Below are 26,315 nucleotides of genomic sequence, written 5' to 3' on the forward strand. Positions count from 1 at the left end.
GGACGGATGCGGGAAAGGCAAATCAAAGCAGCGGCTGCTCCTCGGGCGCGATGCGCACCTCGACGCCAGCGGCGGCGAGCGCATCGGCAAGATCGGCCGGCGGCATGGCATCGGTGATCAGCATGTCGAATTGCTGCAGCGGCGCGATGTGCACCAGCGACATACGCTTGAACTTGGTGGAATCGCAAAGCACCACCGTCTGCGTCGCGCGGTGCAGATAAACCCGTTTCATGTCGGTGTCTTCGAAGGAATAGTCGTAGATTCCCTGCGCCGTAATCCCGGACACGCCGACGAAGGCGATATCGAACCAGAGTTCCTCGAATTGCGAAACGGCGGACTGGCTGCTGATCGCCATTTCCTCGCCGCGCATGCGCCCGCCGGGTAGATAGACTTCGCCGAAGCCAGTGCCGAGCTGCATGGCATTGCGTACGCTGTTGGTGAAGATCTTCGTATGCGGCTGGTTGAGCAGCAGGCCGGACAGCAGATAGGTGGTGGTGCCAACGTCGAGCGCCAGGGTTCGCGCGCCGGCAGCAACGCCTGCCGCCGCCATCGCGATCGTCCGCTTCGCGGCGGCATTGCGCGTCAGCCGGGATTCGAAGGTCGGCTCCTCGCGATCGACCGTTTCGCTGGCGATTGGCTCGAAGGCCTTGCCGCTGCGCACCGCGCCGCCATGGGTGCGCACTAGCCTGCCGTCCTTTTCGAGTTCGATCAGGTCGCGGCGGACGGTCATTTCGGAAACGGCAAGCTGGGAGGCGACATCGCTGACCGAGACCGCGCCTTTGCGGGCCAGTGTCTCCAGGATGCGCGCATGCCGCACCTGGGCCAGAACCTTCGGTTTTTCCGCTGCGGCGACCATCTGCTGTTCCGCGTCCATGATATCGTTCTCATCCTCCCGCCGTCGCAACTCGTGGCTACGATTGTCTGATTGTTGCTCCCTATGTATCGAATGACTCGAACAAATTCAAACATAAATTTTGCTTGTTGTGTATGATTTTGTTGTTATATGATCGGTGATGTTTCCAGTCGATGAGGGCGAGCATGCAATCTCCGAGCTTTCCAGAACTATCCGGCAAGCGTGCGATCGTCACCGGCGGAGCGACTGGGATAGGGCGCGCGATCGCGACCGCGCTCTCCCGCCAGTCGATCCAGGTGGCGATCTGCGACATCAACCTGGCGGCCGCCGAACAGACGGCGGCCGAGATCGGCAACGGCGCCACTGCCTATGCGATCGACGTTCGCAAGCGTGCCTCCGTCGAGGCGACCTTTTCCGAGGTGATCGAGAGGACAGGCGGTTACGAGATCCTCTGCGCCAATGCTGGTGTCTCCACGATGCAGCATGCGCTGGAACTGACCGACGAGGAGTGGGACTATAATTTCGACGTCAACATTCGCGGCATCTTCCTGACCAACCAGATTGCTGCTCGCCGTTTCACGAGCACCGGGACCGGCGTCATCGTCAACACTGCCTCGCTTGCCGCAAAGATCGGCGCCCCGTTGCTGGCTCATTATTCCGCCAGCAAGTTTGCCGTGCTCGGCTGGACGCAGGCGCTCGCCCGCGAGCTCGCGGCTTCAGGCATTCGCGTCAACGCCGTCTGCCCCGGTTTCGTCAAGACCGGCATGCAGGAACGCGAGATCGCCTGGGAAGCGAGCCTGCGCGGCGTCACGCCCGAACGCGTCGTTGCGGATTATATCGCCCAGACGCCGCTCGGCCGGCTAGAAACGGCTGACGACGTGGCCGATGTCGTCGTTTTCCTCTGCTCGAATTCGGCGCGCTTCATGACCGGGCAGGGCGTCAACGTCACCGGCGGCGTCTACACGACCTGACCCATCCAGGTTCCACGGCAGGTCCCCCGTTCGGCAAGGAAAGAGCATGGCTGAAATCGTCTTCGACCAGATCAGCAAGAGCTACGGCGATGGCTATGCGGCGATCCGCAACCTGAACATGACCATCCGCGACGGCGAATTCCTGGTGCTTGTCGGTCCCTCCGGCTGCGGCAAATCGACGGCGCTGCGTATGATCGCCGGCCTCGAGGAGATCACCGACGGCCGCCTGACGATCAACGGCGCCGTCGTCAACGATCTTGCCCCGCGCGATCGCGATATCGCCATGGTCTTCCAGTCCTACGCGCTTTACCCGCATCTGACGGTGGCCGAGAATATCGGCTTCGGCCTTCGCGTCCGCGGCCTCGACAAGGCCGACATCGCCAGCAAGGTGCAGGAGACGGCAAAGCTCCTGGAGCTCGAGGACTATCTCGCCCGCAAGCCCGCCCAACTCTCCGGCGGCCAGCGCCAGCGCGTCGCCATGGGCCGGGCGCTCGCCCGCAGCCCTCAGGCCTTCCTGATGGACGAGCCGCTTTCCAATCTCGATGCTCGCCTGCGCGGCCAGATGCGCGCCGAAATCGCCCGCATGCAGAAGATGTCGGGCATCACCACGGTCTATGTCACCCACGACCAGGTCGAAGCCATGACCATGGGCGATCGCGTCGCCGTCATGAAAAGCGGCGTCCTGCAGCAACTCGGCACGCCGCGCAGCCTCTATGATCAGCCGGCCAATCTGTTCGTCGCGAGCTTCATGGGCTCGCCGGCGATGAACCTGCTAGCGACTGATCTCTTCGCGACGGAGAACGGCCCCGAGGCTCGCTTCGGCCAGGTATCCATCGTTTTTTCGGGCGAGGTGCTCGCCGAGCGGCCGCGCATCGCCTCCGCCGCCGGGCGTGCCGTTGTGCTCGGCATCCGACCGGAAGCATTCCAACCGGTCGACGCGGGCGGTCTCACTGGAACCGTTGCCTTCGTCGAGGATCTCGGCGCCAACCTGCTCGTTCATGTCGATGTTGAGGCCGCCGACCGGCTGAAGTCGCTTTCGGCCGAAGAGGACGACGTGACGCTATCTGCCCCGCGCCTGCGCCTCATCATTGACGGCACCCGCCGCGTCAAGATCGGCGAGCGCCTGTCGCTTGCCGCCGACCCCGCCCGCGTTCACGTCTTCGATGCCGCCACCGAAGCAGCGATCCGCGCTTGAGCGCATCGTCTCTTTACAGCGCCGCGCGTCTTTTCAGACGCGCAAAGGACGCTGTAACACTTTGAATCTACGCATCGTGCTTTCCGAAAATCGATTCCGATTTTCGGGCCGATGCGCTAGTGAATGCCTTTTGTCAGGCCCTGCACGAAATAACGGTTGAGGAAGAGCACGATCAACACGATCGGGATCGTCGAAAAATGCGCCAGCGCGCCGAGCGTGCCCCAGGTGATGTCCTTCGTGCCATAGGCTGAAAGCAGCGCCACCGAGATCGGCTTGGAATCGAGCCGAGTGAGAAACATCGGATAGAGGAAGTCGTTCCAAGAAAACATCAGGCAGAACAGCGTGGAGGCGACGACGCCTGAGCGCACCGCCGGCAGCGCCACGCGCCAGAAGGAGCCGAACAGAGTGCAGCCATCTGTCAGCGCCGCCTCTTCCAGCTCTTTCGGCAGGCTGCGGAAATAGGAAAACATCATCCAGGTGACGAAGGCCGAGTTCAGCATCGCGTTGATGAGCACGACGGCGACCCAACTGCCGAGCAGCCCGATATCGCGCATCATCAAATAGAAGGGGATCAGCGCCGCCACCGCCGGCACCATGCGGATTGCCATGAAGAAATAGGCGACCGCAATGGCATAGCGGCTGGTCGAGCGTGCCAGCGCATAGCCTGCCGGCACGCCGAGAAGCAGCGACAAGATCACCGAACCGCCGGCGATCAGCAGGCTTGACGATACGAGGCTCCAGACGTCGAACAGGCGGAAGACCGTCGCGAACTGCTCGAGGGTCGGTGTAAAAGTCAGTCTTGGCGGGATCGAGAAGATGTCGCGCGACGGCTTGTAGGCGGTCGATGCCAGCCACAGGAAGGGCAGCAGGAAAAAGGCGAGCATGACAAGGATGAAGGCGCGCTCGCCGATGCGGCTCAAGGTGCGTGTGCTCATCGCCCGTTCGCCTTTCTGTCCGCCTTGCGGATCAACAGGATGAAGCCTGCCGCGATTACGGCGATGCAGATCAGTGTCAGGTTGGAGATCGCCGAGGCGCGGCCGATATTGAAGAATTCCAGACCCTGTTTCACCGCATGCAGCATCAGCGTGTTGGTCGCGTTGCCCGGCCCGCCGCCCGTCGTCACGTAAACGCTGTCGAAGATGCGGAAGGCATCGATGGTGCGCAGCGTCAGCGCCAGCAGGATCGAAGGCAGCATCAGCGGAATGACGATGATTCTCAGTCGCTGCAGCGCCGTTGCCCCATCCACTTCCGATGCCTCGAGAATATCGCCCGGCAGCGCTTTCAGGCCAGCAAGCAGGATCAGCGCCACCAACGGCGTCCATTCCCATATGTCGACGAAGATAAGGGTCGCCAGCGCCGAACTCGGATTGGCAAAAAGCCCACGCGGATCGGAAAGCCCGAACTCGGCGAGATAATAGCCGACAAGCCCGTAATCGGAGAGCAGCAGCGCCCGGAAGATCAGTCCGACCACCAGCGGCGTGATCGTCACCGGTATCAGGATCAGCGCCAGGCAGATCCGATTGAAGCGGTCATCGCGCCAGAGCGCCAGCGCAATGGCAAAGCCGAGCAGCAGTTCGACAGTCACGGCACCGACCGTGAAGATGACGGTATTGACGAAGGCCCCGCGTGTCACCGGGTCGGAGAGGAGGTCGATATAGTTGCCGAGGCCGACGAAATGCGTCCGCGCCGGCTTGAGCAGATTATATTCGTAGAGGCTGAACCAGATGCCCTGCGCCAGCGGCCAGACGCCGATGACGAGCACGTAGATGAAGGCCGGCAGCGTCATCAGGATGAAGAACAGCCGCCTGCGCTCCAGATAGGAAACGCTCAAGGCCGGGGAGGGCTTCAGCGCGGAAGTGAGGGATAGGGTCACGTCATGTCCATCAGGTTCCTGGTTCGATGCGCGCTACCGGGATCGAGCCCGGGCTCACCCGATCATGAAGCCTGAGGCGCATCGGATCAATGGTCTCGAACGGCAGGGCCGCGACATAGGCCGCGGCCCCGGGGAGGAAACCGTATTGTCCTCAGAAGAGCTTTGCAGCGGCTTCCTGAGCGGCGTCGAGCGCCTTCTTGGGATCGGCATTGCCGACGAGCACGTCGTTGACGGCGGTGCCGAGCAGGTCCTGAATCTCTGGATATTGCGGGATGCGCGGACGATATTCGCCGTCACCATGCTCGAAGGTTTCGGCGATGACAGGCAGGAAGGGGAACTTCTTCAGCAGATCGGGATCGGTCATCTCGCTCTTGCGCAGGAAGCTGCCGGCGCCCATCATGTTGAATTCCTTGTGCACCGGCGGACTGACTAGCCACTTAATGAAGGCCCAGGCGGCTTCCTTCTGCGTGTCCTTGATGCCGGCGTTGATCGCCATGCCCCAGCCGCCGATCCCATAGACCTTCGGCAGACCGGCGCCGCGGGGCGCCGTCGTGATCGCCACCTTGTCGACGATCTTGGAAATCGACGGATCATAATAGCCGGGCGCACCGACCGACCATGTCTGCATGGTCGCAGCAATGCCCTGGCGGAAGCTTTCCTCGCGTCCGCCCCAGTCATAATTAACGGCGCCGGGAGGTGCCGCTTTCATGAAGAGGTCCTTATAGACGGTCAGGCTCTTGATATTGGCTTCGGAATTCAGCGCTGGCTTGCCGTCGGAGCCGAGGATCGAACCGCCCATCTCGGTATTGTACTGCATCCAGTCCTGCGCGACCGCCGGGCCCTTCTGGCCGTTGGCGACGAAGCCGTAGATCTTCTTGCTGGGGTCGGTCAGCTTGTAGGCGGCCTCGACCATTTCCTCCATCGTCGTCGGCGCCTTCAGGCCGGCGGCATCGAAGAGATCCTTGCGATAGGCAAGCACGTTGGCATAACCGGCAAAGGGAAAGGCGACCTGCTTGTCTCCCCAGTGGCCAAGCGCGTTGAGAAGCGTCGGATAGATGTCGTCGAGCTTCAGTTCGGCGGCGTCGCGCTTCATCCACTCGGTGAGATCGACGGTGTATTTGTTTTCTGCATATTGGCCCGCCCAGACGATATCCATCGTCACCAGGTCGTAGCCGCCGGTGCCGCCGACGAAATCGGTCGTGGTCTTGGTCAACAGCGAGCCGTAATCGAGAATGTCGACCTTGACGTTGGCCCCCGTCTCTTCGGTGAATTTGGGGGCGATGGCAGCCAGAACGGCGGCGAACTGGTCGTTCTGCGAGGCAAGCGTGAGCGTGATGCCCTCATATTTCTTGTCGGCGCCGATAGCGGAGCCCACAAATGCGACCGAGACGAGGCCCGCGATCGCCAATTTCCGTGTGAGACTGTTGAGCGATTTCATTTTTGCTCCCCTTTTTTGATTGGCTTGAGGCACTATACATCAAACAAAATCGCACTCAAGCGCACTTGACAAAAAAGCACAAACATTAAAAATCACAAATTAGAACATATTCGCGCATAAATGTCCATATTTTGTGCGCGTTGCATAAAAAATAGCAGGGAGTTGATCATTCCCTGCGCGTCTATACTGTCCTGTCCAACGCGGCGAGCTGCACCTTCATGAAGACCACGCCCGATGAGCGCCTGAGAGAGCTGGAATGCCGCGCCCATGATGAAATGGCGCGCATTGAGGCGCTCTGTGCCGGCTGGCCGACGCTGGGCGATGAAGACCGGGACGAGCTGCATTCCGTTGTGATCTGCGGCGCTGGCCTCTCCGGCCTGTCGATCGCCTTCGCCCTGAAGCGGCGCGGTATCAGGTCTGTTCATGTGATCGATCAGAGCGAGGAGGGCCGCGAAGGCCCCTGGATCACCTGCGCCCGCATGCAGACCCTGCGTTCGCCGAAATATCTCTCAGGCCCGGATCTCGGCATCCCGAGCCTGACGCTGCGTTCCTGGTACGAGGCGCTGAATGGCGCCGACGCCTGGGACGCGCTCGACAAGATCGGCCGCCAGGACTGGATGGCCTATCTCATCTGGTTTCGAAGGACCGTCGGCATCGACGTCGAAAACGACACGACGCTTTCCTCGATCGATCAGGCGGAAGGCGGACTCGCTCTCACGCTGTCAAATGCTGACGGCACCAGCCGCACGGTCAGCTGCCGCCGGCTGGTGATGGCAACCGGCATCGACGGCTGCGGCGGCCCGCGCATACCCGCAATGGTCAAGGCGCTGCCGAAATCCGCCTGGACGCATAGCAATGAGCCGATACCGATCGATTTTCTCAAGGGCAGGGATGTCGCAATCCTTGGCGGCGGCACGTCGAGCTTTGACTGGGCGGTGGCGGCGCTGGAAACCGGCGCCCGAGAGGTGACGATGTTTGCGCGGAGCACCGATCTGCCGCGCACCGAGGTTCTTGCCTGGACAAATTTCCCCGGCTTTCTCGGCCATTTCGCCGACCTGCCGGATCTGGAGCGCTGGCGGTTCGCCCACCTCTACTTCAATTTCAAGGTGCCGCCGACCCAGGAGCAATATGAGCGAGCCCGTAGCCACCCTGGTTTCACCATGCAACTCGGTTGTGGTGTCCGTGAACTGTCGATGGACGGCGGCAAGGTCAAGCTGACGACCGCAAACGGCATTTATCATGCCGATCATCTCCTGCTCGGCACCGGTTACGAGATTAATTTCGCGCTCCGGCCCGAGCTTGCCGGCCTCGCCGACACCGCAGCGTTTTGGAAGGATTGTTTCCAACCGCCGCAGGGGGAGGAGAACGCCCTGCTTGGCGGCCATCCCTATCTCGGTCCTGGTTTCGAACTCACGCCCAGGCATGCCGAAGCCGGCTGGGTCTCGCGCATCCATATGTTCAATACCGGCGCGCTGGCGAGCCTCGGCCCGATCAGCAACGGCGTCACCGGTCTCAAATTCGGTGTGCCGCGCGTCGTCAGCGCCTTGGTGAAAGCGCTGTTCATCGAGGACTCCAACCGGTATCTTGAAGCGTTGGCCGCCTATGACGAACCGCATTTCGATCCCGGCATAGACGAGGACGTTACGACATCAAGGGAGGTTCTGGCATGAGACAGGCTGCCGCCGTTAAATTTTCGGGATTGGAGACCATCCTTTTGCGGGCCCGCGAGGATAGCGTCGAATTTCCCTATCTGCTGGCCAACCACGTTCCGATGGTGCTGATCGCGCTCGATCGCCTCGGCGCCTCGCCCGAACGGCTGGAACAATGGTACGAACAATATCGCGAGAGCCATGCACTTCCGCCCGTGCCGCCGCCGATTGCCCCGATTATCAGGGCGCAATGGGCCGAGGCGCTCGGCGATCGTACGCGCGAGGCGGATTACCGCCCCTTCTTCATCGCCGAAACCCGCCGGCTCGGCATCGATGCCGTCATCCGCACCTATTTGCCCGCCATGGTGAACGGCCTTGCCGGCAGCGCCACGCATCCGCTGATGCGCCTTGCCTACGGTGTGCTCAAGAAGGACGACCAGGAGGTTGGCACTGCGCTCGGCTATTGGGCGGCCTGCTATCTGCCGCTGCCATCCGCGACCGGTGCCGCGCCCGATACGGATGATCCGGGGAGCGTGCTTGCCGATGTCGGCAATATCGAAGGCATCCGCGATTATGAGCCGGAAACCGATCTGCTCTGGCATAATATCCGCGCCGTCGCCGCACTTCCGGGCTTCCGCCCCGTTATCGACCGTCTGGCTTTCAGCGCCGATACACCGCGCCGTATGGCCGCGACCTCGCTTGCCCTCTTTGCCGGAACCATGGATTTCACCGCACTCCATTCCGTCACCGGCATGCACTGGCTGCGCCTCGTCTCTCCGCACCTCGAAAATCCCGAGCCTTTCTACCGCGCCTTCTGGCAGGTGATCGCCTCACTGGTGCCGAAGATCGGTTTTCCAGCGCTCCCCACCGCCGAAGCGCTGGAAGAAATGCGCAGACGACAGGCGCCTGCCTGGGCGGAGATCAAACGCGCCGCGGTATCCTCGGACGACGAACACGATGTCAGCCTGGTCTTTTCTGCCCTGCAGGAGGAAGAGGTGTGGAAGGATCCGCTCTATCGCGTCGTTGCGGCGCGCCGGGTCGGGCTGATTGCATAACGGATGATGGAAGAATTGATGACGCCGAGCCTCGTAGTCGAAAACGCCAGGACAGAAGCCGGCGAGATCGTCTCGCTTATTCTGAACAATGACCGGATCGCCGCGATCGGCCCGAACGCGGCCGCCGGCATCGACCCCGCAGTGCCGCGTTTCGATGCTGCCGGCGGCCTGCTCTGCCTTCCCTTCGTCGACGCCCATATTCATCTGGACAAGACGCTGATTGGCTTGCCATTCATCCCGCATATTCCGGGCGATACGGTCGCCAAACGGATCGAAGCGGAGAAAACGCTGCGGCGCATGGTGGCGCTGCCGGTCGAAGCCCGCGGCGGCGCGCTGCTGGAGAAGCTCGCAGCCTACGGCACACTTTCCGTTCGCAGCCATGTCGACATCGATACCGAAATCGGCTTGAAAGGCCTCGAGGCCGTGCTCTCGCTGAAGCAGAGCCATGGTCATCTCGTCGATATCCAGACCGTTGCCTTCCCGCAATCCGGCGTGCTGCGCGATCCCGGCACGGCCGGGCTGCTCGATGCGGCGATCGCCGCCGGCGCCGATCTCGTCGGTGGCCTCGATCCCGCCGGGATCGACAACGATGTGACCGGCCATCTCGATGCGATCTTTTCCGTCGCCGGCAAATACGGTGTCGGGCTCGATATCCATCTGCATGACGGCGGTGCACTCGGCGCCTTCGAACTTCGCCAGATCGCCGATCGCACGGCAGCACTCGGCCTCGAAGGCAAGGTGGTCGTCAGCCACGCTTTCTGCCTCGGCGAGTTGGACGATGCCGAATTCGGCCGCACTGCCGCCGCACTCGCCAGATCGGGCGTGGCGATCATGACCAGCGCGCCAGGAGCCGTGCCAATGCCACCGGTCAAGCGGCTTGCCGCCGCCGGCGTCCGGCTGTTCTGCGCCAACGACAATATCCGCGACGCCTGGTCGCCGTTCGGCAATGGCGACATACTGGAGCGTGTCGGCATCCTCTGCGATCGCCAGGATTTCCGTTCGGATGAGGATCTGGCGGCGGCCTTCCGCCTGGCGACGCAGGCGCCGGCCGAAATCCTCGGCCGTCCCGTCGGCCCGCTCCAGGCCGGCTCACCTGCTGATTTTGTTATTTTGCCCGCAGCGTCGCTGGCAGAAGCTGTCGCTGCCCGTCCCCTCGATCGCATCGTCTTTCGCGGCGGCACTATTATCGCCCGCGGGGGCCGGCTCGTCGTCTGATTTTTCCATCAATGTATGGCGCATGGGAGCACCGCAGATGAAGGGCCGACTTTGGATCCGATCGCCGCTCGCCATCATGGCAGAAGGCGCCGAAGGAGGTATCGTCATCGAGAATGGCCGCATCGTCGAGCTGGTCGCAGCTGGACGGCAGCCTTCGACCCCCGTCGATGCACACTTCGACGCCGGCCGGCATGTCGTCATCCCCGGTCTCGTCAACACCCATCACCATATGTTCCAGACGCTGACGCGCGCCCATCCGGCTGCGATCAACAAGTCGCTTTGGCCATGGATCCGTGCGCTCTATCCAATCTGGGCGAGGCACATGACGCCCGAAGCCTTCCGTCTTGCCGTCCGTCTTGCGCTGACCGAGCTCCTCCTCTCCGGCTGCACCACCACCTCCGATCACCACTATCTCTATGCCGCCGGTCTCGAAGACGCGATGGATGTCGAAGCCGAGGAGGCGGCTCGCCTCGGCATGCGCATCACGCTGACGCGGGGCAGTCTCAATATCAAGGACCAGCAAGGCGTGATTTCGCCCGCCAATGTCGTGCAGGATGACGATGTGATCCTTGCCGACAGCGAGCGTGTGCTCCGGCGTTATCACGACCGCTCCGAAGGGGCGATGACGCAGGTGGCGCTCGCGCCCTGCGCGCCCTTCGACGTCACGCTGGAACTGATGCGCGAATCGGCGGCACTGGCGGAACGCTACGATTGCCGTCTTCATACCCATCTGGTCGAGACCAGGGCGGAAGCAGAATTCTGCCGCAGCAAATTCGCCTGCACGCCAGTGGAATATCTCGACCGCTGCAACTGGCTGAGTGCCCGCACTTGGCTCGCCCACGGCATTCATTTCGACGATGCCGAGATCGTCGAACTCGGCCGGCACGGCGTCGGCATCTGCCATTGTCCGACATCCAACATGGTGCTTGCATCAGGCATGTGCCGCACCTGCGAGCTGGAAGCCGCAGGAGTGCCAGTCGGCCTTGGCGTCGACGGCTCGGCTTCCAACGACAATTCCAACCTGATGGAAAGCGTGCGCCATGCCCTGATGCTGAACCGTCTGACCTATGGCGCCGAAGCCGTTACCCATCTCGACGCGCTGCGTTGGGGAAGCGCTGGCTCGGCAAGGCTGCTCGGTCGCGACGACATCGGGATCATCGCGCCGGGCCGCCAGGCGGATCTAGCCTTCTACAAGCTCGACGAATTGCGTTTCTCCGGTGCTGGCGATCCGCTGGCAGCCCTTGTGCTCTGCGGCGCGACCACGGCTGATCGCGTCATGATCGCAGGCGAATGGCGCGTCACCGACGGCATGCCGGAGGGTGTCGATATCGAGGCGCTGATTGCCGATCATAACCGCGTCGCCCGCAATTTTCTTCTGTCGGTCTGAGGAGGCCCCATGGCGATCGATTTCGTCGTCCGCAATGTCCGTATGGCCGGCTTGACCGAACCGACCGACATCGCATTCGAGGCAGGCCGCGTCGCGGCAATCGCACCTCGCTTCGTCTGCGACGCGCCGCACCATGATGCCGGAGGGAAATTCGCCTGCGCCGGCCTGATCGAGACCCACATTCACCTCGACAAGGCCGGCATTTTCAGCCGCTGCAATCTCTGCACCGGGACGCTCGCGGAGGCCGTCAGCGAGACCTCGAGGGCCAAGGCGGCCTTCACCGAGGAAGATGTCTATGCCCGCGCTGCCGCGGTCATCGAAAAGGCGATCGTCAACGGCACCACTCGCCTGCGCACCTTCGTCGAGATCGACCCGCGCGCCGGCTTCCGCTCGTTTGAGGCGATCAGAAAATTGAAGGCCGACTATACCAGCCTCATCGACATCGAAATCTGCGCATTCGCGCAGGAAGGTCTGACGAACGATCCCGGTACGGAGGGCATGCTCGAACAGGCGCTGAAGGTGGGGGCCGATCTGGTGGGGGGCTGCCCCTACACCGATCCGGAACCGACCGAACACATCCGCCGCATCTTCGACCTCGCCGTGCGCCACGACGTCGCCGTCGATTTCCATCTCGATTTCGACCTCGATCCCGCAGGCTCGAATCTCCCTGTCGTCATAGCCGAGACACTCGCTCGCCACTACCAGGGGCGCGTTTCGGTCGGCCACGTCACCAAGCTCTCTGCTTTGCCGCCGGAAGAGTTGGAGCCGATCGGCCGCCGTCTCGCCGAGGCTGGCATCGCATTGACCGTCCTGCCGGCCACCGATCTCTTCCTGACCGGTCGGAGTTCGACCCATCTCGTGCCGCGCGGCGTGACACCCGCTCACCGGCTAGCAACGCTCGGCGTCGTCGCGACCATCTCCACCAACAATGTCCTGAATCCGTTCACGCCGTTCGGCGACGTCAACCTGATGCGCATGGCCAATCTTTACGCCAACATCGCCCAGATCGGCACTCCCGGTGGCCTCGACGGCGTCTTCGCCATGATCACGACACAGGCTGCCACCCTCCTGGGAAGAAAGGCTTACGGCATTGCGATAGGCAGCGCGGCAGATATCGTCCTCTTCGACGCCCCCTCGGCTGCCGATGCCGTCGCGACAATCGCGCCGGCGAGCGCCGGGTGGAAAAATGGTCGCCGGAGCTTCCTTCGCCCGCGGCCGCAGCTTTTCCTGGACCCAGGCTAGGCACCGCATACGCTTTGCTGGAGTTCTCGCGATGAGCCAGTCGAAGGTAAAGCAATCATGGGTTGTGTATGTGGCGGCAAGGTTGGAATGTCCGTTTGTGTGCAAAGTAGAAGTGTCACTTCGGACGCGTCTTCAGCTATTTAGAAATGCGACACTCGGCATGTCCACTTGCGCTGAGGCAAGCCCCCGACCGGACCGGCTGGACCGGGTTGCAAGGGAAGGGAGGGGGCGGGTGAGATGCTCCCCTGCGGCTTTAGCTTGGACAGTTGGAGCAGCCGGTCATTCCGCCGCATCGAGGTCAGAGAGCGCTTGTCGCCGGCGGGCAATGACGGCGGGATCGTTCATGAAATCCTTCCGCCGTCCCGGACCGCGAGCACGTCGCACATAGCCGTTCTTCTCGCTGTTGGTCTTTACATCAGGCTGCGACTGCTGCTCCTGGCGCTCCTTGATATAGGCCAAGGCGCTTTCCGAACGGACAAAGCGCAACTGCATCAACCTGCCCGTCGCATCGTCGACGAACACCAGCAGCGAACACGGGTCACTGCGGTCCTCAAACCAGCGGTGCTCGGAGCCATCGATCTGTATCAGCTCGCCATAGGCCTCGCGCCGCAAGCGTGGCTGATGGAACGTCCGCCGCTGCTTGCGCGACAGCCAAAGGCCGGCCCCTGTCATCCAGCCGCGCAACGTCTCGCGCGACACATGCAGTCCATCGCGCTCGGCAAGCTTCTCAGCCGCCAATGTCGGCCCGAAGTCTGCATAGCGTTCGCGAACCAGCGTCACCGCGTAATCTCGAACACCGTCACTAATCCGGTTGTTCGACGGCCGACCGATCGCCTTGTGCCGGATCGACGCCGCACCACCAGTGCGGATCCGCTCCAACAGCCGTCGCACCTGGCGCTCGCTCAGATCAAGCACATGCGCCGCCGACACCATCGTCATATGGCCGGCGATCACTTTCGATAGGATCTCGATCCGCTGCAGGTCGCGCTCGCTCATCGCTATCAGTCCCATCCGCAATCTCCACCGTCATCAAACCCGGGGAGAATGACATTCCAACTTTGCAGAAACAGGACACTTCAACTTTGCGGCTACAATCACGGGTTGTGTAAAATGGCATAAGCTGAATTATGGAACTTCTCTATTCGGCGTGTTGAAGTCAAGCGCTGTCGAGCTTCCATTTACATCGCATCTGATGTCGTTCACGGGGCCTTGCTTCTCTTCGGGATCGGGTCTTGGCCCTCCCCGATTCGAAGCTGAGACACACCAAATCCCACAGCTCCATCCGAGGTGCGCTAAATTGAATCAGTTGCCCAATCTTCATGCGCGTGGCGAATTCGTATTACAAAAATTGTTTCATCATTTTCGATCCGATAAACGATTAGATGCGCTTTGAAGGGATGAATTCTAACGGGCGGATCGATCACATCCCGTTCGCGCGCGATGCGTGGATTGGCAGCTATCAGATCAAATAATGCGAAAAGTTCATCGTGGTATCGCTTTGCTTGGCCTGCCCCGAACAGACGCACACCTTGCTCGGCGATCGCAATGATGTCCTCTTCCGCTTCGGCAGAAAGCCTAAAACTCATGACTTGCTGGTACGAGCCATCGCCTCAGCAAAGAGTTCATCCTTTGATCGAACGCCGACACCGCTTTGGAGCCCGGCCTCGACGAAGCTTTGCATGGCGGCGATCTTGTCGTTTCGCGTTTGGTCGCGTCGGATCAGGTCGCGCACGTAGTCGCTAGCATTCGAATATCGCCCGGTCTTGGCCTGGGCCTCCACCCAATCCTTCATCGGGCCCGGAAGAGATACGTTCATCGTGGCCATTGATAACCTCCATTTGGAGGCAATTATAACCGATTTTGGCAAAGTTTGTCAACGGCTCCAACGCCTTGATGGGATGCGGACGTGACGACTGCATCACTACTTTTGCGGCCTTGCCGGAGGTGAAGGGCCCTCCCAGGCCCTTCGGATCAGTTTGAAGATCGGCCGTTCAGCCCCACTTCATTTCTCCCTTGGCGACTTTGGAGCCTATGTCGAGCGCAACGCCCATACCAAGACCCGGGAAGCGGGCTTCCATGGCGGCCTTCAGCGCGGCGGAATCGGCGGCCTTGGCGAGTTCTTCCTCGAAAGCCAGCAGATAGCTCTTCGTGTGTTCGACGGCGGACAGATCGGTTGCCGCTTCCGGCATCATGTGACCGGGAACGACAATCGTCGGCTCGCGGGCGCTGATCTTGTCGAGGGTGGCCACCCAAGCGGCACGCTGCTCCGATGCCTGGGTGTCGGCCGTCCATACGTGGACGCCGGAGAAAATCATGACGCCCCCGAAAACGGCGTTCAGCGACGGCACGAACAGGTACCGGCGATTGCCTAACCCCGCCTCGGCCGCGACAATCTCGACGGTCTCACCATCGACTGTGAGGCTTGGAGCGTCGAAGGCTTCGGGCATGACGATGTCTGCAAGGGTCTGCGGGCCGTTCTCCTTGAGCTGCGGTCCCCAAACGGCAAGCTTTTTCTCGACGTTGCCCTTGATCGCTGCAATCGTATCGGAGGCGGCCAGCACTTTTGTGCCGGGAAAGGCTTCGAGGACCGGCTTGAGGCTGAAGTAATAGTCGGGATCGGACTGGCTGACATAAATCGCGGTCAGTGTCTTGCCCGTGGCCTTGATGGCTTCCGCCAGCGCATGGCCGTCGGGATAGCTGAAGCCGCCGTCGATCAGCAACGCTTCGCTGGGGCCGGTCAGCAGCACCGGAGCGCGAAAGAAGCCATTCTGGCCGGCGGGGAAGTGCTTCCAGGCCAGCTTTGATCCAGCTGCGTTGCCGAGACCGGCAGGTGCGAAAACGGCCACCGCGCCGGCTGCGAGGGTGGTTTTCATGATTTCTCTCCTTGAATACATGGTTGTCTCCGATGATCGCCAGTTTCGATTTTCTGCTGCCGTGAGTGTTCCCCCCGGCAGGCTTTGTCGGTAGTTCATGGAACGGTCTGCTGACAATGAACGATCACGCCGCCTGAAGCTCGGCAGCAAGTTGGTCAAAGCCGCCGAACAAGGCATCGCTGCGCAGCACGCGGCGCTTGTCGCCGTCGCTGACTAATAGCGCCGGGACACCATCCATCCGGAATGCATCCATCAGTTGGCGGGACTTCCCGATCCTGTTGCGGTAGGCGTCGAGCAGAACCTCGTCCGGAGCCCGGACACGAGCGGCCGCATCGGAAAACCCAGCCTGATCGAGAACGTCGGCCACGACAACGATCTCCGAAGTATTGCGGCCGTCAACATAACGGGCGATTTGAAGTGCCGTCAGAGCTTCGCGCTCTCTGTCGAGTTGCGTAAGCCCGACCGCAATGAGCCCGAGCGTCGCAGGGGCGGAGTCGAACATAGTGTCCGCGCCCCCGAGAACCTGATCGCGATAGAGCTGGCTGAAGACCTGTCCCGTGAGCCGGTTGATCCGCTGGTCATTATGCCAGGCATAGGCTGCGAAACGTTCATCCAGCGGGCGCGCGCCTTCGCCCGCGAAGAGTCCGCTCGGCGCAAGCTCGACGGTGAGATTGTCGAGCCTGGCCATTTTGTCGAGCGCTGGTGCCGCACCATAACACCAGCCACAAAGCGGATCGTAGAGATAGGTAAGATGCATTTCGGACCATCCTTGAAGCGATGGGCAACAGATAGCGCACTTCTATTGAGTGATAAATATTGTTAAATGTGACAGAATGTATGTCAAAAACTTACAATCAAGGGGAAGAAGGTCATGGAGGCTGTCAACCTCAATCGGCTTGCCTATTTCGCAGCCGTCGTCGATACCGGCTCGTTCACGAAAGCTGCCGAGCGCCTCGCGATCACCAAGACGGTCGTCAGCCAGCAGGTTGCCCGGCTGGAAGCTGAGTTGAAAACCAGCTTGCTCCTCAGAACAACGCGACGCGTCGAGCCGACTGAGGCCGGCAAGCTTCTCTACGCGCGCTGCGTCATGATCTTCCGCGAAGCCGAGGACGCGGTCGGTGAAATCACCCGCGCAAATGCCGAGCCGACCGGCATGCTACGCATTGCTGCGCCCAACGATTATGGTGCGAGCACGATCGCTCCGATTGCTGGGGCGTTTATCCAGAAGTACCCCGCTTGCAGGGTGGAGCTTCTGCTCGCCGATACGAAGATGGATTTGCTCGCCAATCAGATCGATCTGTCGATCCGCGTTGGTTGGCTCGATGACTCCAGTCATCAAGCGAGACGGACCGGTTCGTTCCGGCAGTTTCTTGTTGCGTCCCCCAGCTTCTCCTCCACGCTCAATTTGAATAGCCCAGAGGATGCGGCGGGCCAGCCGTTTATCGCCAACCTGGCCCTCAAGGAGCCGGTGGTCTGGAGGTTTATCCAGGGCGATTTCGATCGGCGGACTGTGCGGATGCAGCAGAGCCTCATGAGCAATTCGACGCCTGCGGTTCTCGCGGCCACGCTTGCTGGAGCAGGCATGTCCGTGCTTCCGGATTTTCTGGCTGGAGAGCATATAGACGCCGGCCGATTGACAAGATTGTTGCCGGACTGGAGCCTGCCGACCGGAGGAATCTATGTCGTCTATCCGGCAGCTCGGTTCCGCACTCCCAAAGTCACGGCCTTTGTCGCAATGCTTACGGACGGTCGCTCGCCCGATTAGGCTGCGCCATCACGGAGCCTGAGTTGCTCCGAAGCAGCCTTACGGTGCCGGGGAATTGGTACCGCAGGGCTTTGCAAAGGAAACTCCGACGCCATATTCTCGCCTTGACGGCGACCGCTTCCCAAAGTTCATTCAAGCGCTATGGTGTAGGAAAACAAGGGCGAGCATGGGACAAGATACAAGCTACCTTCTAGAACGGATGACGATTGTCGGTGATCTGGAGGTTGCCTCCTTCGTTCCCTGGATCCGCCGTCATGCCGCCAAGCTTGGCCTCTCGCACACCGTATCTCATACGAGTTCCATGCGGATCGAACTTGAGGTTGCTGGGCCGGAGGAGTTGATCGACATGCTGGAGATGGGATGCTCTCTCGGGCCTATCGACGCGTGGGTCGAGAGGATAGATCGAACGGCGATCAGCGGCGAAAGGAACTAGTCCGGACTCTGGCGCATTTCATTGGTGCATATTATTTACTCAATATTGCCAATGCGAAATAATTATGCAAACCTGATAAGGTTGCGGCGGAATAGCCTCGGCGCCGATGCGGGATTCGATCGGCAAGCATTTGGTTGTTTGGGAATTCTAGTCATGCCTTCCGATACGACGGGCTTTTGGACGCCAGTCGCCCTTTCCCGGGATTTGCCGGCCGGAACCGTGATGCCGGCTTGGACGGCAGCCGGATCGATTGCCCTGTGGCGCAGCGCTTCGGGGCGCATATCGGCATCGGCAGATCGCTGTCCGCACCGCGGCATGCGCTTGTCTCACGGCTTCGTGCGCGGCGAGGCGCTTTCCTGCATCTATCACGGCTGGAGCTATGGCCAGGCCGGAAACTGTCTCCGCATCCCGGCCCATCCGGGGCTGATGCCGCCGGAAACCATCCGCGTCGCCACGCATGATGTCGAGGAAGCGGGCAACGTGATCTGGGTGGCCGTGGGTACGCCCACATCGAAGCCGCCGAGGCTCGAGGGCCTCATTCCCCTGCGCTCTCTGACGGCCTTCGCCGGCATCGCCGCGATCGAGGCGGCGGCCGGCAGCAAGGCGAGCCCTGATGGTCTTGTCGAGATCGACGCAGCCACCGGAGCCGTCTGTCTGCTATTATCCGCCCAAGAAGACGGACAGACGCTGATCCATGTGCTGCTGAAGGGTGAAGCCGGCCCTGCCGCGGGTATCGGCGCTTCCCGGGCCGCCGAAAGCCTGCGGCGCCGGGCTGAGGATCTTCAAAAAAAGGAGATCGCGCAATGACCATGCAGGCGATGATCGACGAATGGTATCCGGTCGGGCTTTTCAGCCAGCTCGACAGCGCCGGCCGCACGACGGCGCTGATGGGCGAGCCGATCGAAGTGGCGCGCGATGCCGATGGCAATGCGAAGGTGACGGGCGTAGATGGCCGTGTTCTGCCGGTGCGCGTCCGTTACGGCCATGTCTGGTCCTCCCTCGGCGAGCCGAAGAAGGAACTTTTTCCCATTCCCGAGGCTGACCAGCCCGGTCGCCGCTTCGTCGATGTCGGCGTGGTGCGGGTGCGCTGCTCGCCGCTGCGTGCCGTCGAGAACTTCCTCGACATCGCCCATTTCCCCTTCGTCCATACCGATATTCTCGGCGCAGAGCCGCATACCGAGGTCCAGAACTACAAGGTCGAGATCCGCGAGGAAGAAGACGAGGTCTGGGCAACGCAGGTGAAGTTCTACCAGCCGCAGGCCTCGAAGTCGGCAAGCGGCGGGATCACCACGGAATACATGTACCGCGTGCCGGCGCCCACTTGCTCGGTGCTTTACAAGACCTGCCCGCCGCGCCCGAGCGAATGGGATGTCATCACGCTCTTCGTGCAGCCGCTGGCCGAGGACCTGTGCGACGTCTGGCCATGGATGGCGCTTTTCGACGACGAGACCGCGATGACCGATCTTATCCACTTTCAGCAGACGATCTTCCTGCAGGACCGTTCGATCCTCGAAAACCAGATTCCGCGGCTGCTGCCGCTCGACCCCGGCATGGAAATCCCGACGCGGGCCGATCTGACATCGATCGCCTACCGGCGCTGGCTGAAGCGTCACAACTATACCTACGGCGCACAGCTGGTGGCGCAATGAAGCTCTACGACTACATTCTCTCGCCCAGTTGCTACAAGGTGCGCCTGATGGCGGCGCTGACCGGCGTGAAGCTTGACCTGCGGCCGGTGGATTTCCATCCCGGCGCCGAGCATCGCGGCCCCGAACTGCTTGCGCTCAACCCGGCAGGCTCCATTCCGATCCTGGAGGATAGCGACCTGATCCTGACGGAATCGTCCGCGATCCTTGTCTATCTCGCCGCCAAGGCAGCACCCGAATGGCTCGGCAGCGGCAAGGCCGAGGAAGCGGCGCGGGTACAGCAATGGCTGTCCTTCTCCGGCCGGCTGACAGCAAGTCTCGGGGCAGCGCGGCTCCATGAGATGCTGCTGCGTCCCGGCGATATCGGCGCGCTGCAGGCCCAGGGCATCGCCGCCCTTCGCGAGCTTGAAGCCGGGCTTGTGGAGCAGGGTCTTCGCGGCATGCGCTTCCTCGCCGCCGACCGGCCGACAATTGCCGACATCGCCTGCTTTCCCTATGTGGCGCTGGCGCCCGATGGGGGCGTCACGCTGGATGCTTATCCTGCGATCCGGCTCTGGTCCCGGGCGCTGCGCGCCCTCGACAAATTTATCGAGATGCCAGGTATTCACCGGCTGCACGAGTTGAAGCCCGAACCTCATATCGAACCGGGCGAGGCGTGAGATGGCTGGATATCTGCTGAAGAACTGCGCGGCCGTGATTGTCGACGAAGACAAGGGACCGGCCGTCCATCGCAATGTCGATCTCCTGACCAGCGGTCCGGCGATCGTGGCGATCGGCGAAAATCTGGGGGCGGACGCACTGCCTGCCGGCACGACCGTGCAGGATGCTGGCGGCTGGTTTGTCTATCCGGGCCTCGTCAACACCCATCATCACTTCTTTCAGTGCTTCGTGCGCAACCGCGCCGATCTCGACTGGACGAAGCTCTCGGTGATCGAGTGGCTGGACCGCATCTACCCGATCTTTTCGCAGCTCAACGAGGCGTGCTTTTATCACTCCTCCGTCACGGCGATGGCCGAGATGATCAAGCATGGCTGCACCACGGCCTTCGACCACCAGTACAATTTCCCCCGGCACGCCGGGAAGCGGCTGATCGACCGTCAGTTCGAAGCAGCCGAGCTGCTCGGGATGCGTTTCCATGCCGGCCGCGGCGGCAACACCCTGCCGAAATCCGAAGGTTCGACCATCCCGGACGAGATGCTGGAAACGACCGACGAGTTCATCGCCGACTGCGCCCGGCTGATCGAGACCTATCATGATACGAGCCCCTTCAGCATGCGCCAGGTCGTGGTCGCGCCCTGCCAGCCGGTGAACGGCTACCGCGAGACCTTCGTGGAATCGGTGGCATTGGCGCGCGATCGCGGCGTCATGATGCATACCCATGTCGGCGAAGGCGAAAGCCCGGTCATTCAGGCTCGGCACGGCATGCGCACGGTCGACTATCTGGAAGAACTTGGATTTGCCGGACCCGATGCTTTTTATGCCCATTGCTGGGAACTCACCCACGACGAACTCAGGACAATGGCCGCCAGCGGCACCGGTGTCGCGCATTGCCCGGAACCCGTCTATCTGGTCGGCGCTGAGGTCACCGACATTCCCGCCATGGCCGCCTTCGGCCTGCGCATCGGCCTCGGCTGCGACGGCGCTGCCTCCAACGACAATTCCAACCTGATGCACTGCCTGCATTCCGCCTACATGCTGCAGTGCCTCGTCGCCTCCGGCCGCGCCCATCCCGTGCCGCCGCCGGTCGATTTTCTCGGCTACGGCACGTCAGGGGGTGCCAGCCTGCTCGGCCGGCGCGATATCGGCCGACTGGCGCCCGGTATGGCCGCAGACCTGTTTGCGATCGACACCCGGCGCATGGACTACGTCGGCACTCGGCACGATCCGCTGAGCCTGATTGCCCGTGTCGGCATCGGTATGGCGACGGACATGACCATGATCAATGGCCGCATCGTCTGGCAGAAGGGCGAATTTCCCGGTCTCGACGAGGCCAAGCTGGCTGCCGATGCCGAGGCCGCACTATCCACCGTGGAATTCTAAAAAACCAAAAGAGGGAACTGAGAACATGACCAAATTGACCCGCAGAAACCTGATGACGGCCGCTGCCGCCACCGGCCTTGCCGGCGTGCTCGGCAGCCGCCTTGCTTTGGCCGCCGACGAGCCGCTCGGCATCACGCTCGTCGTCCCGTCGCCGATCGGCGACGTCGGCTGGGGACATGCACTTGCCGCCGGTCTCGAGCCGATCAAGGCGGCTTACGGCGACAAGGTCAAGATCACCGTGCTTGAGAATATCGCCGAAGGTCCGGATGCCGACCGCATCATGAACAAGACCGTCGCCGACGGAAACAAGTTCCTGGTCGCCGGCTCTTTCGGTTATCAGAACGGCGCCTTGCAGATCGCCCGCCGCGATCCGAGCGTCACGGTCCTGCACGCCTCCGGCTTCCAACTTGCTCCGAACTTCTCGCCGTTCGCCGCCAAATATTTCCAGGGCACCTATCTGCTCGGCATGGCTGCCGCGGCACTTTCCAAGACCGGCAAGCTGGGTTCCGTATCCGCCTTCGCCATTCCCGAACTGATCACCTCCATCAACGCCTTCACCCTCGGCGCCCAGGCCGTCAAGCCCGATATCGAGGTCTCGGTGGTCTGGGTGAACTCCTGGTTCGACCCGGCCAAAGAGCAGGAGGCCGCCAAAGCCCTGATCGCGCAGAAGTGCGACGTGATCTTCTCCAACGCCCAGGACACGCCGTCTGTCATCTCGGCCTGCGAGGAAGCCGGCGTCTACGCCTTCAACCTCAATTCCTCGATGAAGAAATATGCGCCGAAGACTTATCTCGGATGCATCTCGACGGACTGGTCGCCGTTCTTCAAGGCATCGGTCGACGCCCATCTCGCCGGCACGTTCAAGGGCGCCAATGCTTTCCTCGGCGTCGCCGACAAGGTCGTCGAAGTGGTCGACTGGAGCCCGGATGTTCCGGCTGACGTGATGACCAAGATCAAGGAGATCGAGGCAAAGATCGCCGACGGTAGCTTCTCGCCTTTCACCGGGCCGATCACCAAGGCCGACGGCAGCGAAGGTGTCGCATCGGGTGCGGCCATGGCCGACGCCGAAATCATTGCCATGAACTGGCACGTCAAGGGCGTGTCCACGCCGCTGCCGAAATAAGTGATGACGACCCCGCTTCTGTCGCTGCGCGGCATTTCGAAGAGCTACGGCCAGATCCATGCCAATCAGGCAATCGATCTGGACGTGGCGCCGCAATCGATCCATGCGATCCTCGGCGAAAACGGGGCGGGAAAATCGACGCTGATGAAGCTGATCTACGGCGTCGAGCAACCGGACGACGGAGACGTCGTCTGGGAAGGAGAACCCTTGCACCTCGCCTCCCCTGCCGAGGCGAGGCGCCACGGCATCGGCATGGTCTTCCAGCACTTTTCGCTGTTCGAGACCTTGACCGTCCTGGAGAATATTCGGCTGGTCGTGCCGGGTCGCAAGGCTGAGCTCAAGGACCGCATTCGCACGCTTGGACGGGAGTTCGGCCTTGAGGTCGACCCGCTCGCCCATGTGCACGCGCTGTCCGTCGGCGAGCGGCAACGGGTGGAGATCATCCGAAGCCTGATGACCAATCCGAAGCTTTTGATCCTCGACGAGCCGACCTCCGTCCTGCCGCCGCAACTGGTGGAGAAGCTCTTTGACACGCTGCGTCGGCTGCGCGACGGCGGCGTTTCCATCCTGTTGATCTCCCACAAGCTCGAGGAAATCCGGGCGATCTGCGATCGGGCGACGATCCTGCGCGGCGGACGGGTGACTGGGGATGTCGACCCGCGTGACCATGATGCCCATGACCTTGCCCGCATGATGATCGGCCGCGATATGCCCGCTCCCATCTCGGCGCTGCCGCTATCCGGCGGTGAAAAGCGGCTGGAGATCATCGGTTTGGACTATCAGCCAGACGATCCCTTTGCCGTGCCGCTCTCCGGCGTCAGCCTTGAAGTGCGTGCCGGCGAAATCCTCGGGATCGCCGGTATTTCGGGCAACGGCCAAAACGAACTTGCCGCGTTGATTTCAGGCGAAACGGTGCTGGGGCGCGACCAACGCGACCGGATCTACATGATGGGGATCGATGTCGGCAGGCTCGATGCCGCCGCGCGGCGGGCGCTCGGATTTGCCTTCGTTCCGGAAGACCGGCTAGGACGCGGCGCCGTCCCCGAAATGTCGCTCGCCCTCAACAGCCTGCTGACGGCCCATCCGCTCAAACTTTTGCGGCACGGTCTCGTCGACAGGGCGCGGGCCTTGGCGTTCACCAAGGATTGCATCCGTCAGTACGATGTCCGCACTTCAGGCCCGGATGCGGAAGCCGGCACTCTATCCGGCGGCAATCTGCAGAAGTTCATCGTTGGCCGCGAAATCATGCTGTCTCCGAAATTGCTTTTCGTGGCGCAGCCGACCTGGGGCGTCGATATCGGCGCCGCATCCGCCATCCGCAGCCGTCTGGTCGCATTGCGCAATCAGGGAATGGCGATCCTCGTCATTTCCGAAGAGCTGGAAGAATTGTTCGAGCTCTGTGATTCCATTCAGGTGCTGCATCACGGCCGGCTCAGCCCGCCGCTCGCGACACGGGACACCAAGCCCGAGGAGATCGGCCGATACATGATCGGGGCAAAAGCCTCGCCCGAGAAAGTCTAGCAATGAGCGCTTGGTCCCTTGCTTTCGTTCCCACCCTGATCCGCCGGGAGCGCGCCTCGCTTGCCGCGACCTTGCTCGCGCCGGTCATGGCACTCGTCATAGCGATCGCGCTCAACCTCGGCCTATACATCTTGATGGGTCGCGACCCTGTCGCGGTCGTTTATGCCATGCTTTTCGAGCCCTTCCTTTCCTGGGCCTCGTTTTCGGAGGTGCTTTTAAAGGCCGGACCGCTCCTTCTGATTGCACAGGGGCTGGCGATCGGCTTTCGCGCCAAGGTCTTCAACATCGGCGCCGAGGGCCAGTTCATACTCGGCGCGATCTTCGCCTCTGCCATTCCGGTCTGGTTTCCGCAGGCGACGGGCCAGTGGATCTGGCCGACAATGCTGCTGCTCGGCGCCATCGGCGGCGCACTTTGGGCTTCTCTCACCGCTTTCTGGCGCGTGCGCCTTAACGCCAACGAGATCCTCGTTTCGTTGATGCTGAGCCTCGTTGCGGCGCAGCTGCTGAACTATCTGTTGCTCGGCCCCTGGAAGGATCCGAACGGCTTCAACTTCCCCCAGTCGGTGATGTTTCAGTACGATGCGATGGTGCCGACCCTGATTGCCGGTACCCGCGTCAATGTCTCGTTCCTCATCACGCTGGCTTTGTCGGTTGCGGCCTGGGTCTTCATGCAGAGGAGCTTCATCGGTTATAAGCTGCAGGTCGGCGGTCTGGCGCCGCGGGCTGCCGGCTATGCCGGCTTCAGGGAAGGTTGGGCGATCTGGCTTTCGCTGCTGATCGGCGGCTTTGCAGCCGGCCTTGCAGGGGCTGCCGAAGTCGCCGGTCCGCTCGGCCAGCTGCAGCGTTCGGTCGCGAGCGGCTATGGCTATGCGGCCATTATCGTCGCCTATCTCGGAGGCCTGCATCCGATCGGCATCGTGATCTCGGGGCTGGTGATGGCGGTCATCTATATCGGCGGCGACAATGCCATGGTCTCGGCCAACTTGCCGATCGCCGCCGTCCGTGTCTTCCAGGGCAGCCTGCTGCTCGCCTATCTGATCGCCGTCGCCTTCGTGCGCTATCGCCTCGAATGGCGCCGCGCCGCCCACCGGAGCCCGTCATGAACGCCATCGAGTTCATTCTTGCCGGCATGCTTGCGGCTGCGACACCGTTTCTTCTCGCAGCCCTCGGCGAGCTGGTGGCCGAGCGCGCCGGCGTCCTCAACCTCGGAGTCGAGGGACTGATGGCCTTCGGTGCCGTGCTCGCCTTCATCATCGTCTACCAGGGCGGCGGACATCTCCTGGGCTTCGTCGCAGCCGGGCTCGGCAGCGCTGTCCTTTCGCTGCTCTTCGCCTTCGTCACGCTGGGATTCCGGGCAAACCAGGTGGCGGCGGGCCTTGCCATCGGCATTCTCGGCCAGGGCCTTTCCGCGCTCTTCGGCAAGACCTATGAAAGCCTCACGGTCAGGGGAATTCCGAAGCTCGCCCTTCCGGGGCTTTCGGAATTGCCGGTTATCGGTGGCCTTTTCCTCCAGGACATCGTCGTCTGGATTTCACTCGCCGCGACCCTCGCTCTGTGGGCGATATTTTCATACACCAAGCTTGGCCTCATTGTCCGCGCCGTCGGCGAGAACCCGAAGGCTGCCCACGCCATCGGCTATTCGGTAATCTCAGTCCGCGTCCTCACCATCGCCTTCGGCGGCGCGATGGCCGGCTTCGCCGGTGCCTATGCGTCGGTTGTCTATACACCACTCTGGGCCGACGGGATGATTGCCGGGCGTGGCTGGATCGCCATCGCCCTCGTCGTCTTCGGGACGTGGCTCACCGGCCGTATCTTCCTCGGCGCCTGCCTCTTCGGCGCGGTGTCGCTGATGGGGCTTGCAGCCCAGGCAACCGGACTTGACGTTCCCTCGCAGCTGCTCTCGAGCCTGCCGTATCTCGTCACGATCATCGTGCTCGGCATCATCTCCGCCGACCGTCGTCTGCTGAAACTGAACGGCGTGGCATCGCTTGGCGAACCATTCGAGCGATAAAGACGCGCGGCGCTGCAACGCCGGC

Annotated in this window: 25 protein-coding genes and 1 pseudogene; 17 read left to right on the forward strand and 9 right to left on the reverse strand. The window is 62.0% G+C overall.

Translation table 11 applies throughout. From position 1 onward, the window contains the following. Positions 1-22: 22 nt before the first annotated feature. Positions 23-874: a DeoR/GlpR family DNA-binding transcription regulator gene (locus N2A41_RS32175; protein WP_260112145.1), complete on the reverse strand. Its 852-nt coding sequence runs from the start codon at positions 872-874 to the stop codon at positions 23-25. A gap of 164 nt (positions 875-1,038) precedes the next feature. Here N2A41_RS32175 and N2A41_RS32180 point away from each other — a divergent pair, with 164 nt between their 5' ends. Both N2A41_RS32180 and N2A41_RS32185 read left to right on the forward strand, forming a co-directional pair. After that, a complete protein-coding gene (locus tag N2A41_RS32180) occupies positions 1,039-1,824 on the forward strand; it encodes an SDR family NAD(P)-dependent oxidoreductase (protein WP_260112146.1) in 786 nt (261 codons plus the stop codon). A gap of 46 nt (positions 1,825-1,870) precedes the next feature. Next, complete coding sequence (locus N2A41_RS32185) at positions 1,871-3,019, forward strand: ABC transporter ATP-binding protein (protein WP_170281469.1); 1,149 nt, start codon at positions 1,871-1,873, stop codon at positions 3,017-3,019. 116 nt (positions 3,020-3,135) lie between these two features. Here N2A41_RS32185 and N2A41_RS32190 read toward each other — a convergent pair whose 3' ends face one another. The 3 genes from N2A41_RS32190 to N2A41_RS32200 form a co-directional block, all read right to left on the reverse strand. Next, on the reverse strand, positions 3,136-3,954 hold the full coding sequence (locus N2A41_RS32190) for a carbohydrate ABC transporter permease (protein WP_260112147.1): 819 nt from the start codon (positions 3,952-3,954) through the stop codon (positions 3,136-3,138). After that, positions 3,951-4,892, reverse strand: a complete 942-nt coding sequence (locus N2A41_RS32195; RefSeq protein ID WP_162117523.1) for a carbohydrate ABC transporter permease — start codon at positions 4,890-4,892, stop codon at positions 3,951-3,953. The genes N2A41_RS32190 and N2A41_RS32195 overlap by 4 nt, the downstream gene beginning before the upstream one ends. A gap of 151 nt (positions 4,893-5,043) precedes the next feature. Beyond that, positions 5,044-6,330 carry an ABC transporter substrate-binding protein gene (locus tag N2A41_RS32200; RefSeq protein ID WP_024322518.1) on the reverse strand — a complete coding sequence of 429 codons (1,287 nt, stop codon included), beginning with the start codon at positions 6,328-6,330 and terminating at the stop codon, positions 5,044-5,046. 218 nt (positions 6,331-6,548) lie between these two features. Here N2A41_RS32200 and N2A41_RS32205 point away from each other — a divergent pair, with 218 nt between their 5' ends. From N2A41_RS32205 to N2A41_RS32225, 5 genes are read left to right on the forward strand one after another with little or no spacing between them, the layout of a single operon-like run. After that, positions 6,549-8,000 carry an FAD-dependent oxidoreductase gene (locus N2A41_RS32205; RefSeq protein WP_260112148.1) on the forward strand — a complete coding sequence of 484 codons (1,452 nt, stop codon included), beginning with the start codon at positions 6,549-6,551 and terminating at the stop codon, positions 7,998-8,000. Beyond that, entirely contained in the window at positions 7,997-9,034 is a 1,038-nt protein-coding gene (locus N2A41_RS32210) for a questin oxidase family protein (RefSeq protein ID WP_260112149.1), read from the forward strand. The genes N2A41_RS32205 and N2A41_RS32210 overlap by 4 nt, the downstream gene beginning before the upstream one ends. An 18-nt stretch (positions 9,035-9,052) precedes the next feature. Then, positions 9,053-10,249, forward strand: a complete 1,197-nt coding sequence (locus tag N2A41_RS32215) for an amidohydrolase (protein WP_260112150.1) — start codon at positions 9,053-9,055, stop codon at positions 10,247-10,249. Positions 10,250-10,286: 37 nt separating this feature from the next. Next, on the forward strand, positions 10,287-11,636 hold the full coding sequence (locus tag N2A41_RS32220; protein WP_260112151.1) for an 8-oxoguanine deaminase: 1,350 nt from the start codon (positions 10,287-10,289) through the stop codon (positions 11,634-11,636). 9 nt (positions 11,637-11,645) lie between these two features. Continuing rightward, entirely contained in the window at positions 11,646-12,878 is a 1,233-nt protein-coding gene (locus N2A41_RS32225; protein ID WP_260112152.1) for an amidohydrolase family protein, read from the forward strand. 444 nt (positions 12,879-13,322) lie between these two features. Here N2A41_RS32225 and N2A41_RS32230 read toward each other — a convergent pair. The 5 genes and pseudogenes from N2A41_RS32230 to N2A41_RS32250 all read right to left on the reverse strand — a co-directional run. After that, positions 13,323-13,889 (reverse strand): annotated as a pseudogene (locus tag N2A41_RS32230) (helix-turn-helix domain-containing protein); the annotation flags it as partial. Positions 13,890-14,170: 281 nt separating this feature from the next. Beyond that, on the reverse strand, positions 14,171-14,464 hold the full coding sequence (locus N2A41_RS32235; RefSeq protein ID WP_222384816.1) for a type II toxin-antitoxin system RelE/ParE family toxin: 294 nt from the start codon (positions 14,462-14,464) through the stop codon (positions 14,171-14,173). Further along, positions 14,461-14,703, reverse strand: coding sequence for a type II toxin-antitoxin system ParD family antitoxin (locus N2A41_RS32240; RefSeq protein WP_131664786.1), 243 nt, complete (start codon positions 14,701-14,703; stop codon positions 14,461-14,463). Before N2A41_RS32240 ends, N2A41_RS32235 begins: the two co-directional genes overlap by 4 nt. 166 nt (positions 14,704-14,869) lie before the next feature. Next, on the reverse strand, positions 14,870-15,772 hold the full coding sequence (locus N2A41_RS32245) for an MBL fold metallo-hydrolase (RefSeq protein WP_260112153.1): 903 nt from the start codon (positions 15,770-15,772) through the stop codon (positions 14,870-14,872). Between the two features lie 103 nt (positions 15,773-15,875). Further along, the gene (locus N2A41_RS32250; RefSeq protein WP_222384817.1) at positions 15,876-16,508 is read right to left on the reverse strand and encodes a DsbA family protein; all 633 of its coding nucleotides are present in this window, start codon (positions 16,506-16,508) and stop codon (positions 15,876-15,878) included. Between the two features lie 114 nt (positions 16,509-16,622). Here N2A41_RS32250 and N2A41_RS32255 point away from each other — a divergent pair, with 114 nt between their 5' ends. From N2A41_RS32255 to N2A41_RS32300, 10 genes are all read left to right on the forward strand, one after another. Then, positions 16,623-17,516: a LysR family transcriptional regulator gene (locus tag N2A41_RS32255; protein WP_260112154.1), complete on the forward strand. Its 894-nt coding sequence runs from the start codon at positions 16,623-16,625 to the stop codon at positions 17,514-17,516. 166 nt (positions 17,517-17,682) lie between these two features. Next, on the forward strand, positions 17,683-17,949 hold the full coding sequence (locus N2A41_RS32260; protein WP_222384819.1) for an acylphosphatase: 267 nt from the start codon (positions 17,683-17,685) through the stop codon (positions 17,947-17,949). A gap of 153 nt (positions 17,950-18,102) precedes the next feature. Then, entirely contained in the window at positions 18,103-18,756 is a 654-nt protein-coding gene (locus tag N2A41_RS32265) for a Rieske (2Fe-2S) protein (RefSeq protein ID WP_260112155.1), read from the forward strand. Next, entirely contained in the window at positions 18,753-19,598 is an 846-nt protein-coding gene (locus N2A41_RS32270; RefSeq protein WP_222384821.1) for an aromatic ring-hydroxylating oxygenase subunit alpha, read from the forward strand. The genes N2A41_RS32265 and N2A41_RS32270 overlap by 4 nt, the downstream gene beginning before the upstream one ends. Next, on the forward strand, positions 19,595-20,254 hold the full coding sequence (locus tag N2A41_RS32275; protein WP_260112156.1) for a glutathione S-transferase family protein: 660 nt from the start codon (positions 19,595-19,597) through the stop codon (positions 20,252-20,254). Before N2A41_RS32270 ends, N2A41_RS32275 begins: the two co-directional genes overlap by 4 nt. 1 nt (position 20,255) lies before the next feature. Beyond that, positions 20,256-21,635 carry an amidohydrolase gene (locus tag N2A41_RS32280; RefSeq protein ID WP_260112157.1) on the forward strand — a complete coding sequence of 460 codons (1,380 nt, stop codon included), beginning with the start codon at positions 20,256-20,258 and terminating at the stop codon, positions 21,633-21,635. Between the two features lie 25 nt (positions 21,636-21,660). Next, positions 21,661-22,758 carry a BMP family ABC transporter substrate-binding protein gene (locus N2A41_RS32285; RefSeq protein WP_222384824.1) on the forward strand — a complete coding sequence of 366 codons (1,098 nt, stop codon included), beginning with the start codon at positions 21,661-21,663 and terminating at the stop codon, positions 22,756-22,758. Positions 22,759-22,761: 3 nt separating this feature from the next. Then, on the forward strand, positions 22,762-24,279 hold the full coding sequence (locus N2A41_RS32290) for an ABC transporter ATP-binding protein (RefSeq protein ID WP_222384825.1): 1,518 nt from the start codon (positions 22,762-22,764) through the stop codon (positions 24,277-24,279). Positions 24,280-24,281: 2 nt separating this feature from the next. Next, positions 24,282-25,382 carry an ABC transporter permease gene (locus tag N2A41_RS32295; RefSeq protein WP_260112158.1) on the forward strand — a complete coding sequence of 367 codons (1,101 nt, stop codon included), beginning with the start codon at positions 24,282-24,284 and terminating at the stop codon, positions 25,380-25,382. Next, positions 25,379-26,290: an ABC transporter permease gene (locus N2A41_RS32300; RefSeq protein WP_260112159.1), complete on the forward strand. Its 912-nt coding sequence runs from the start codon at positions 25,379-25,381 to the stop codon at positions 26,288-26,290. Before N2A41_RS32295 ends, N2A41_RS32300 begins: the two co-directional genes overlap by 4 nt. The last annotated feature ends 25 nt before the right edge of the window (positions 26,291-26,315 follow it).

Source organism: Rhizobium sp. SRDI969 (assembly GCF_025152725.1).
GTDB lineage: Bacteria > Pseudomonadota > Alphaproteobacteria > Rhizobiales > Rhizobiaceae > Rhizobium > Rhizobium leguminosarum_I.

Bases quoted from the DNA above. Each gene is read 5' to 3' on its own strand.
- N2A41_RS32295 (WP_260112158.1), top strand. From the start codon at position 24,282: ATGAGCGCTTGGTCCCTTGCTTTCGTTCCCACCCTGATCCGCCGGGAG.
- N2A41_RS32255 (WP_260112154.1), top strand. From the start codon at position 16,623: ATGGAGGCTGTCAACCTCAATCGGCTTGCCTATTTCGCAGCCGTCGTC.
- N2A41_RS32240 (WP_131664786.1), bottom strand. From the start codon at position 14,703: ATGGCCACGATGAACGTATCTCTTCCGGGCCCGATGAAGGATTGGGTG.
- N2A41_RS32220 (WP_260112151.1), top strand. From the start codon at position 10,287: ATGAAGGGCCGACTTTGGATCCGATCGCCGCTCGCCATCATGGCAGAA.
- N2A41_RS32280 (WP_260112157.1), top strand. From the start codon at position 20,256: ATGGCTGGATATCTGCTGAAGAACTGCGCGGCCGTGATTGTCGACGAA.
- N2A41_RS32290 (WP_222384825.1), top strand. From the start codon at position 22,762: ATGACGACCCCGCTTCTGTCGCTGCGCGGCATTTCGAAGAGCTACGGC.
- N2A41_RS32265 (WP_260112155.1), top strand. From the start codon at position 18,103: ATGCCTTCCGATACGACGGGCTTTTGGACGCCAGTCGCCCTTTCCCGG.
- N2A41_RS32245 (WP_260112153.1), bottom strand. From the start codon at position 15,772: ATGTATTCAAGGAGAGAAATCATGAAAACCACCCTCGCAGCCGGCGCG.
- N2A41_RS32175 (WP_260112145.1), bottom strand. From the start codon at position 874: ATGGACGCGGAACAGCAGATGGTCGCCGCAGCGGAAAAACCGAAGGTT.
- N2A41_RS32275 (WP_260112156.1), top strand. From the start codon at position 19,595: ATGAAGCTCTACGACTACATTCTCTCGCCCAGTTGCTACAAGGTGCGC.
- N2A41_RS32250 (WP_222384817.1), bottom strand. From the start codon at position 16,508: ATGCATCTTACCTATCTCTACGATCCGCTTTGTGGCTGGTGTTATGGT.
- N2A41_RS32190 (WP_260112147.1), bottom strand. From the start codon at position 3,954: ATGAGCACACGCACCTTGAGCCGCATCGGCGAGCGCGCCTTCATCCTT.
- N2A41_RS32200 (WP_024322518.1), bottom strand. From the start codon at position 6,330: ATGAAATCGCTCAACAGTCTCACACGGAAATTGGCGATCGCGGGCCTC.
- N2A41_RS32270 (WP_222384821.1), top strand. From the start codon at position 18,753: ATGACCATGCAGGCGATGATCGACGAATGGTATCCGGTCGGGCTTTTC.
- N2A41_RS32180 (WP_260112146.1), top strand. From the start codon at position 1,039: ATGCAATCTCCGAGCTTTCCAGAACTATCCGGCAAGCGTGCGATCGTC.
- N2A41_RS32215 (WP_260112150.1), top strand. From the start codon at position 9,053: ATGACGCCGAGCCTCGTAGTCGAAAACGCCAGGACAGAAGCCGGCGAG.
- N2A41_RS32300 (WP_260112159.1), top strand. From the start codon at position 25,379: ATGAACGCCATCGAGTTCATTCTTGCCGGCATGCTTGCGGCTGCGACA.
- N2A41_RS32185 (WP_170281469.1), top strand. From the start codon at position 1,871: ATGGCTGAAATCGTCTTCGACCAGATCAGCAAGAGCTACGGCGATGGC.
- N2A41_RS32225 (WP_260112152.1), top strand. From the start codon at position 11,646: ATGGCGATCGATTTCGTCGTCCGCAATGTCCGTATGGCCGGCTTGACC.
- N2A41_RS32235 (WP_222384816.1), bottom strand. From the start codon at position 14,464: ATGAGTTTTAGGCTTTCTGCCGAAGCGGAAGAGGACATCATTGCGATC.
- N2A41_RS32285 (WP_222384824.1), top strand. From the start codon at position 21,661: ATGACCAAATTGACCCGCAGAAACCTGATGACGGCCGCTGCCGCCACC.
- N2A41_RS32210 (WP_260112149.1), top strand. From the start codon at position 7,997: ATGAGACAGGCTGCCGCCGTTAAATTTTCGGGATTGGAGACCATCCTT.
- N2A41_RS32260 (WP_222384819.1), top strand. From the start codon at position 17,683: ATGGGACAAGATACAAGCTACCTTCTAGAACGGATGACGATTGTCGGT.
- N2A41_RS32205 (WP_260112148.1), top strand. From the start codon at position 6,549: ATGAAGACCACGCCCGATGAGCGCCTGAGAGAGCTGGAATGCCGCGCC.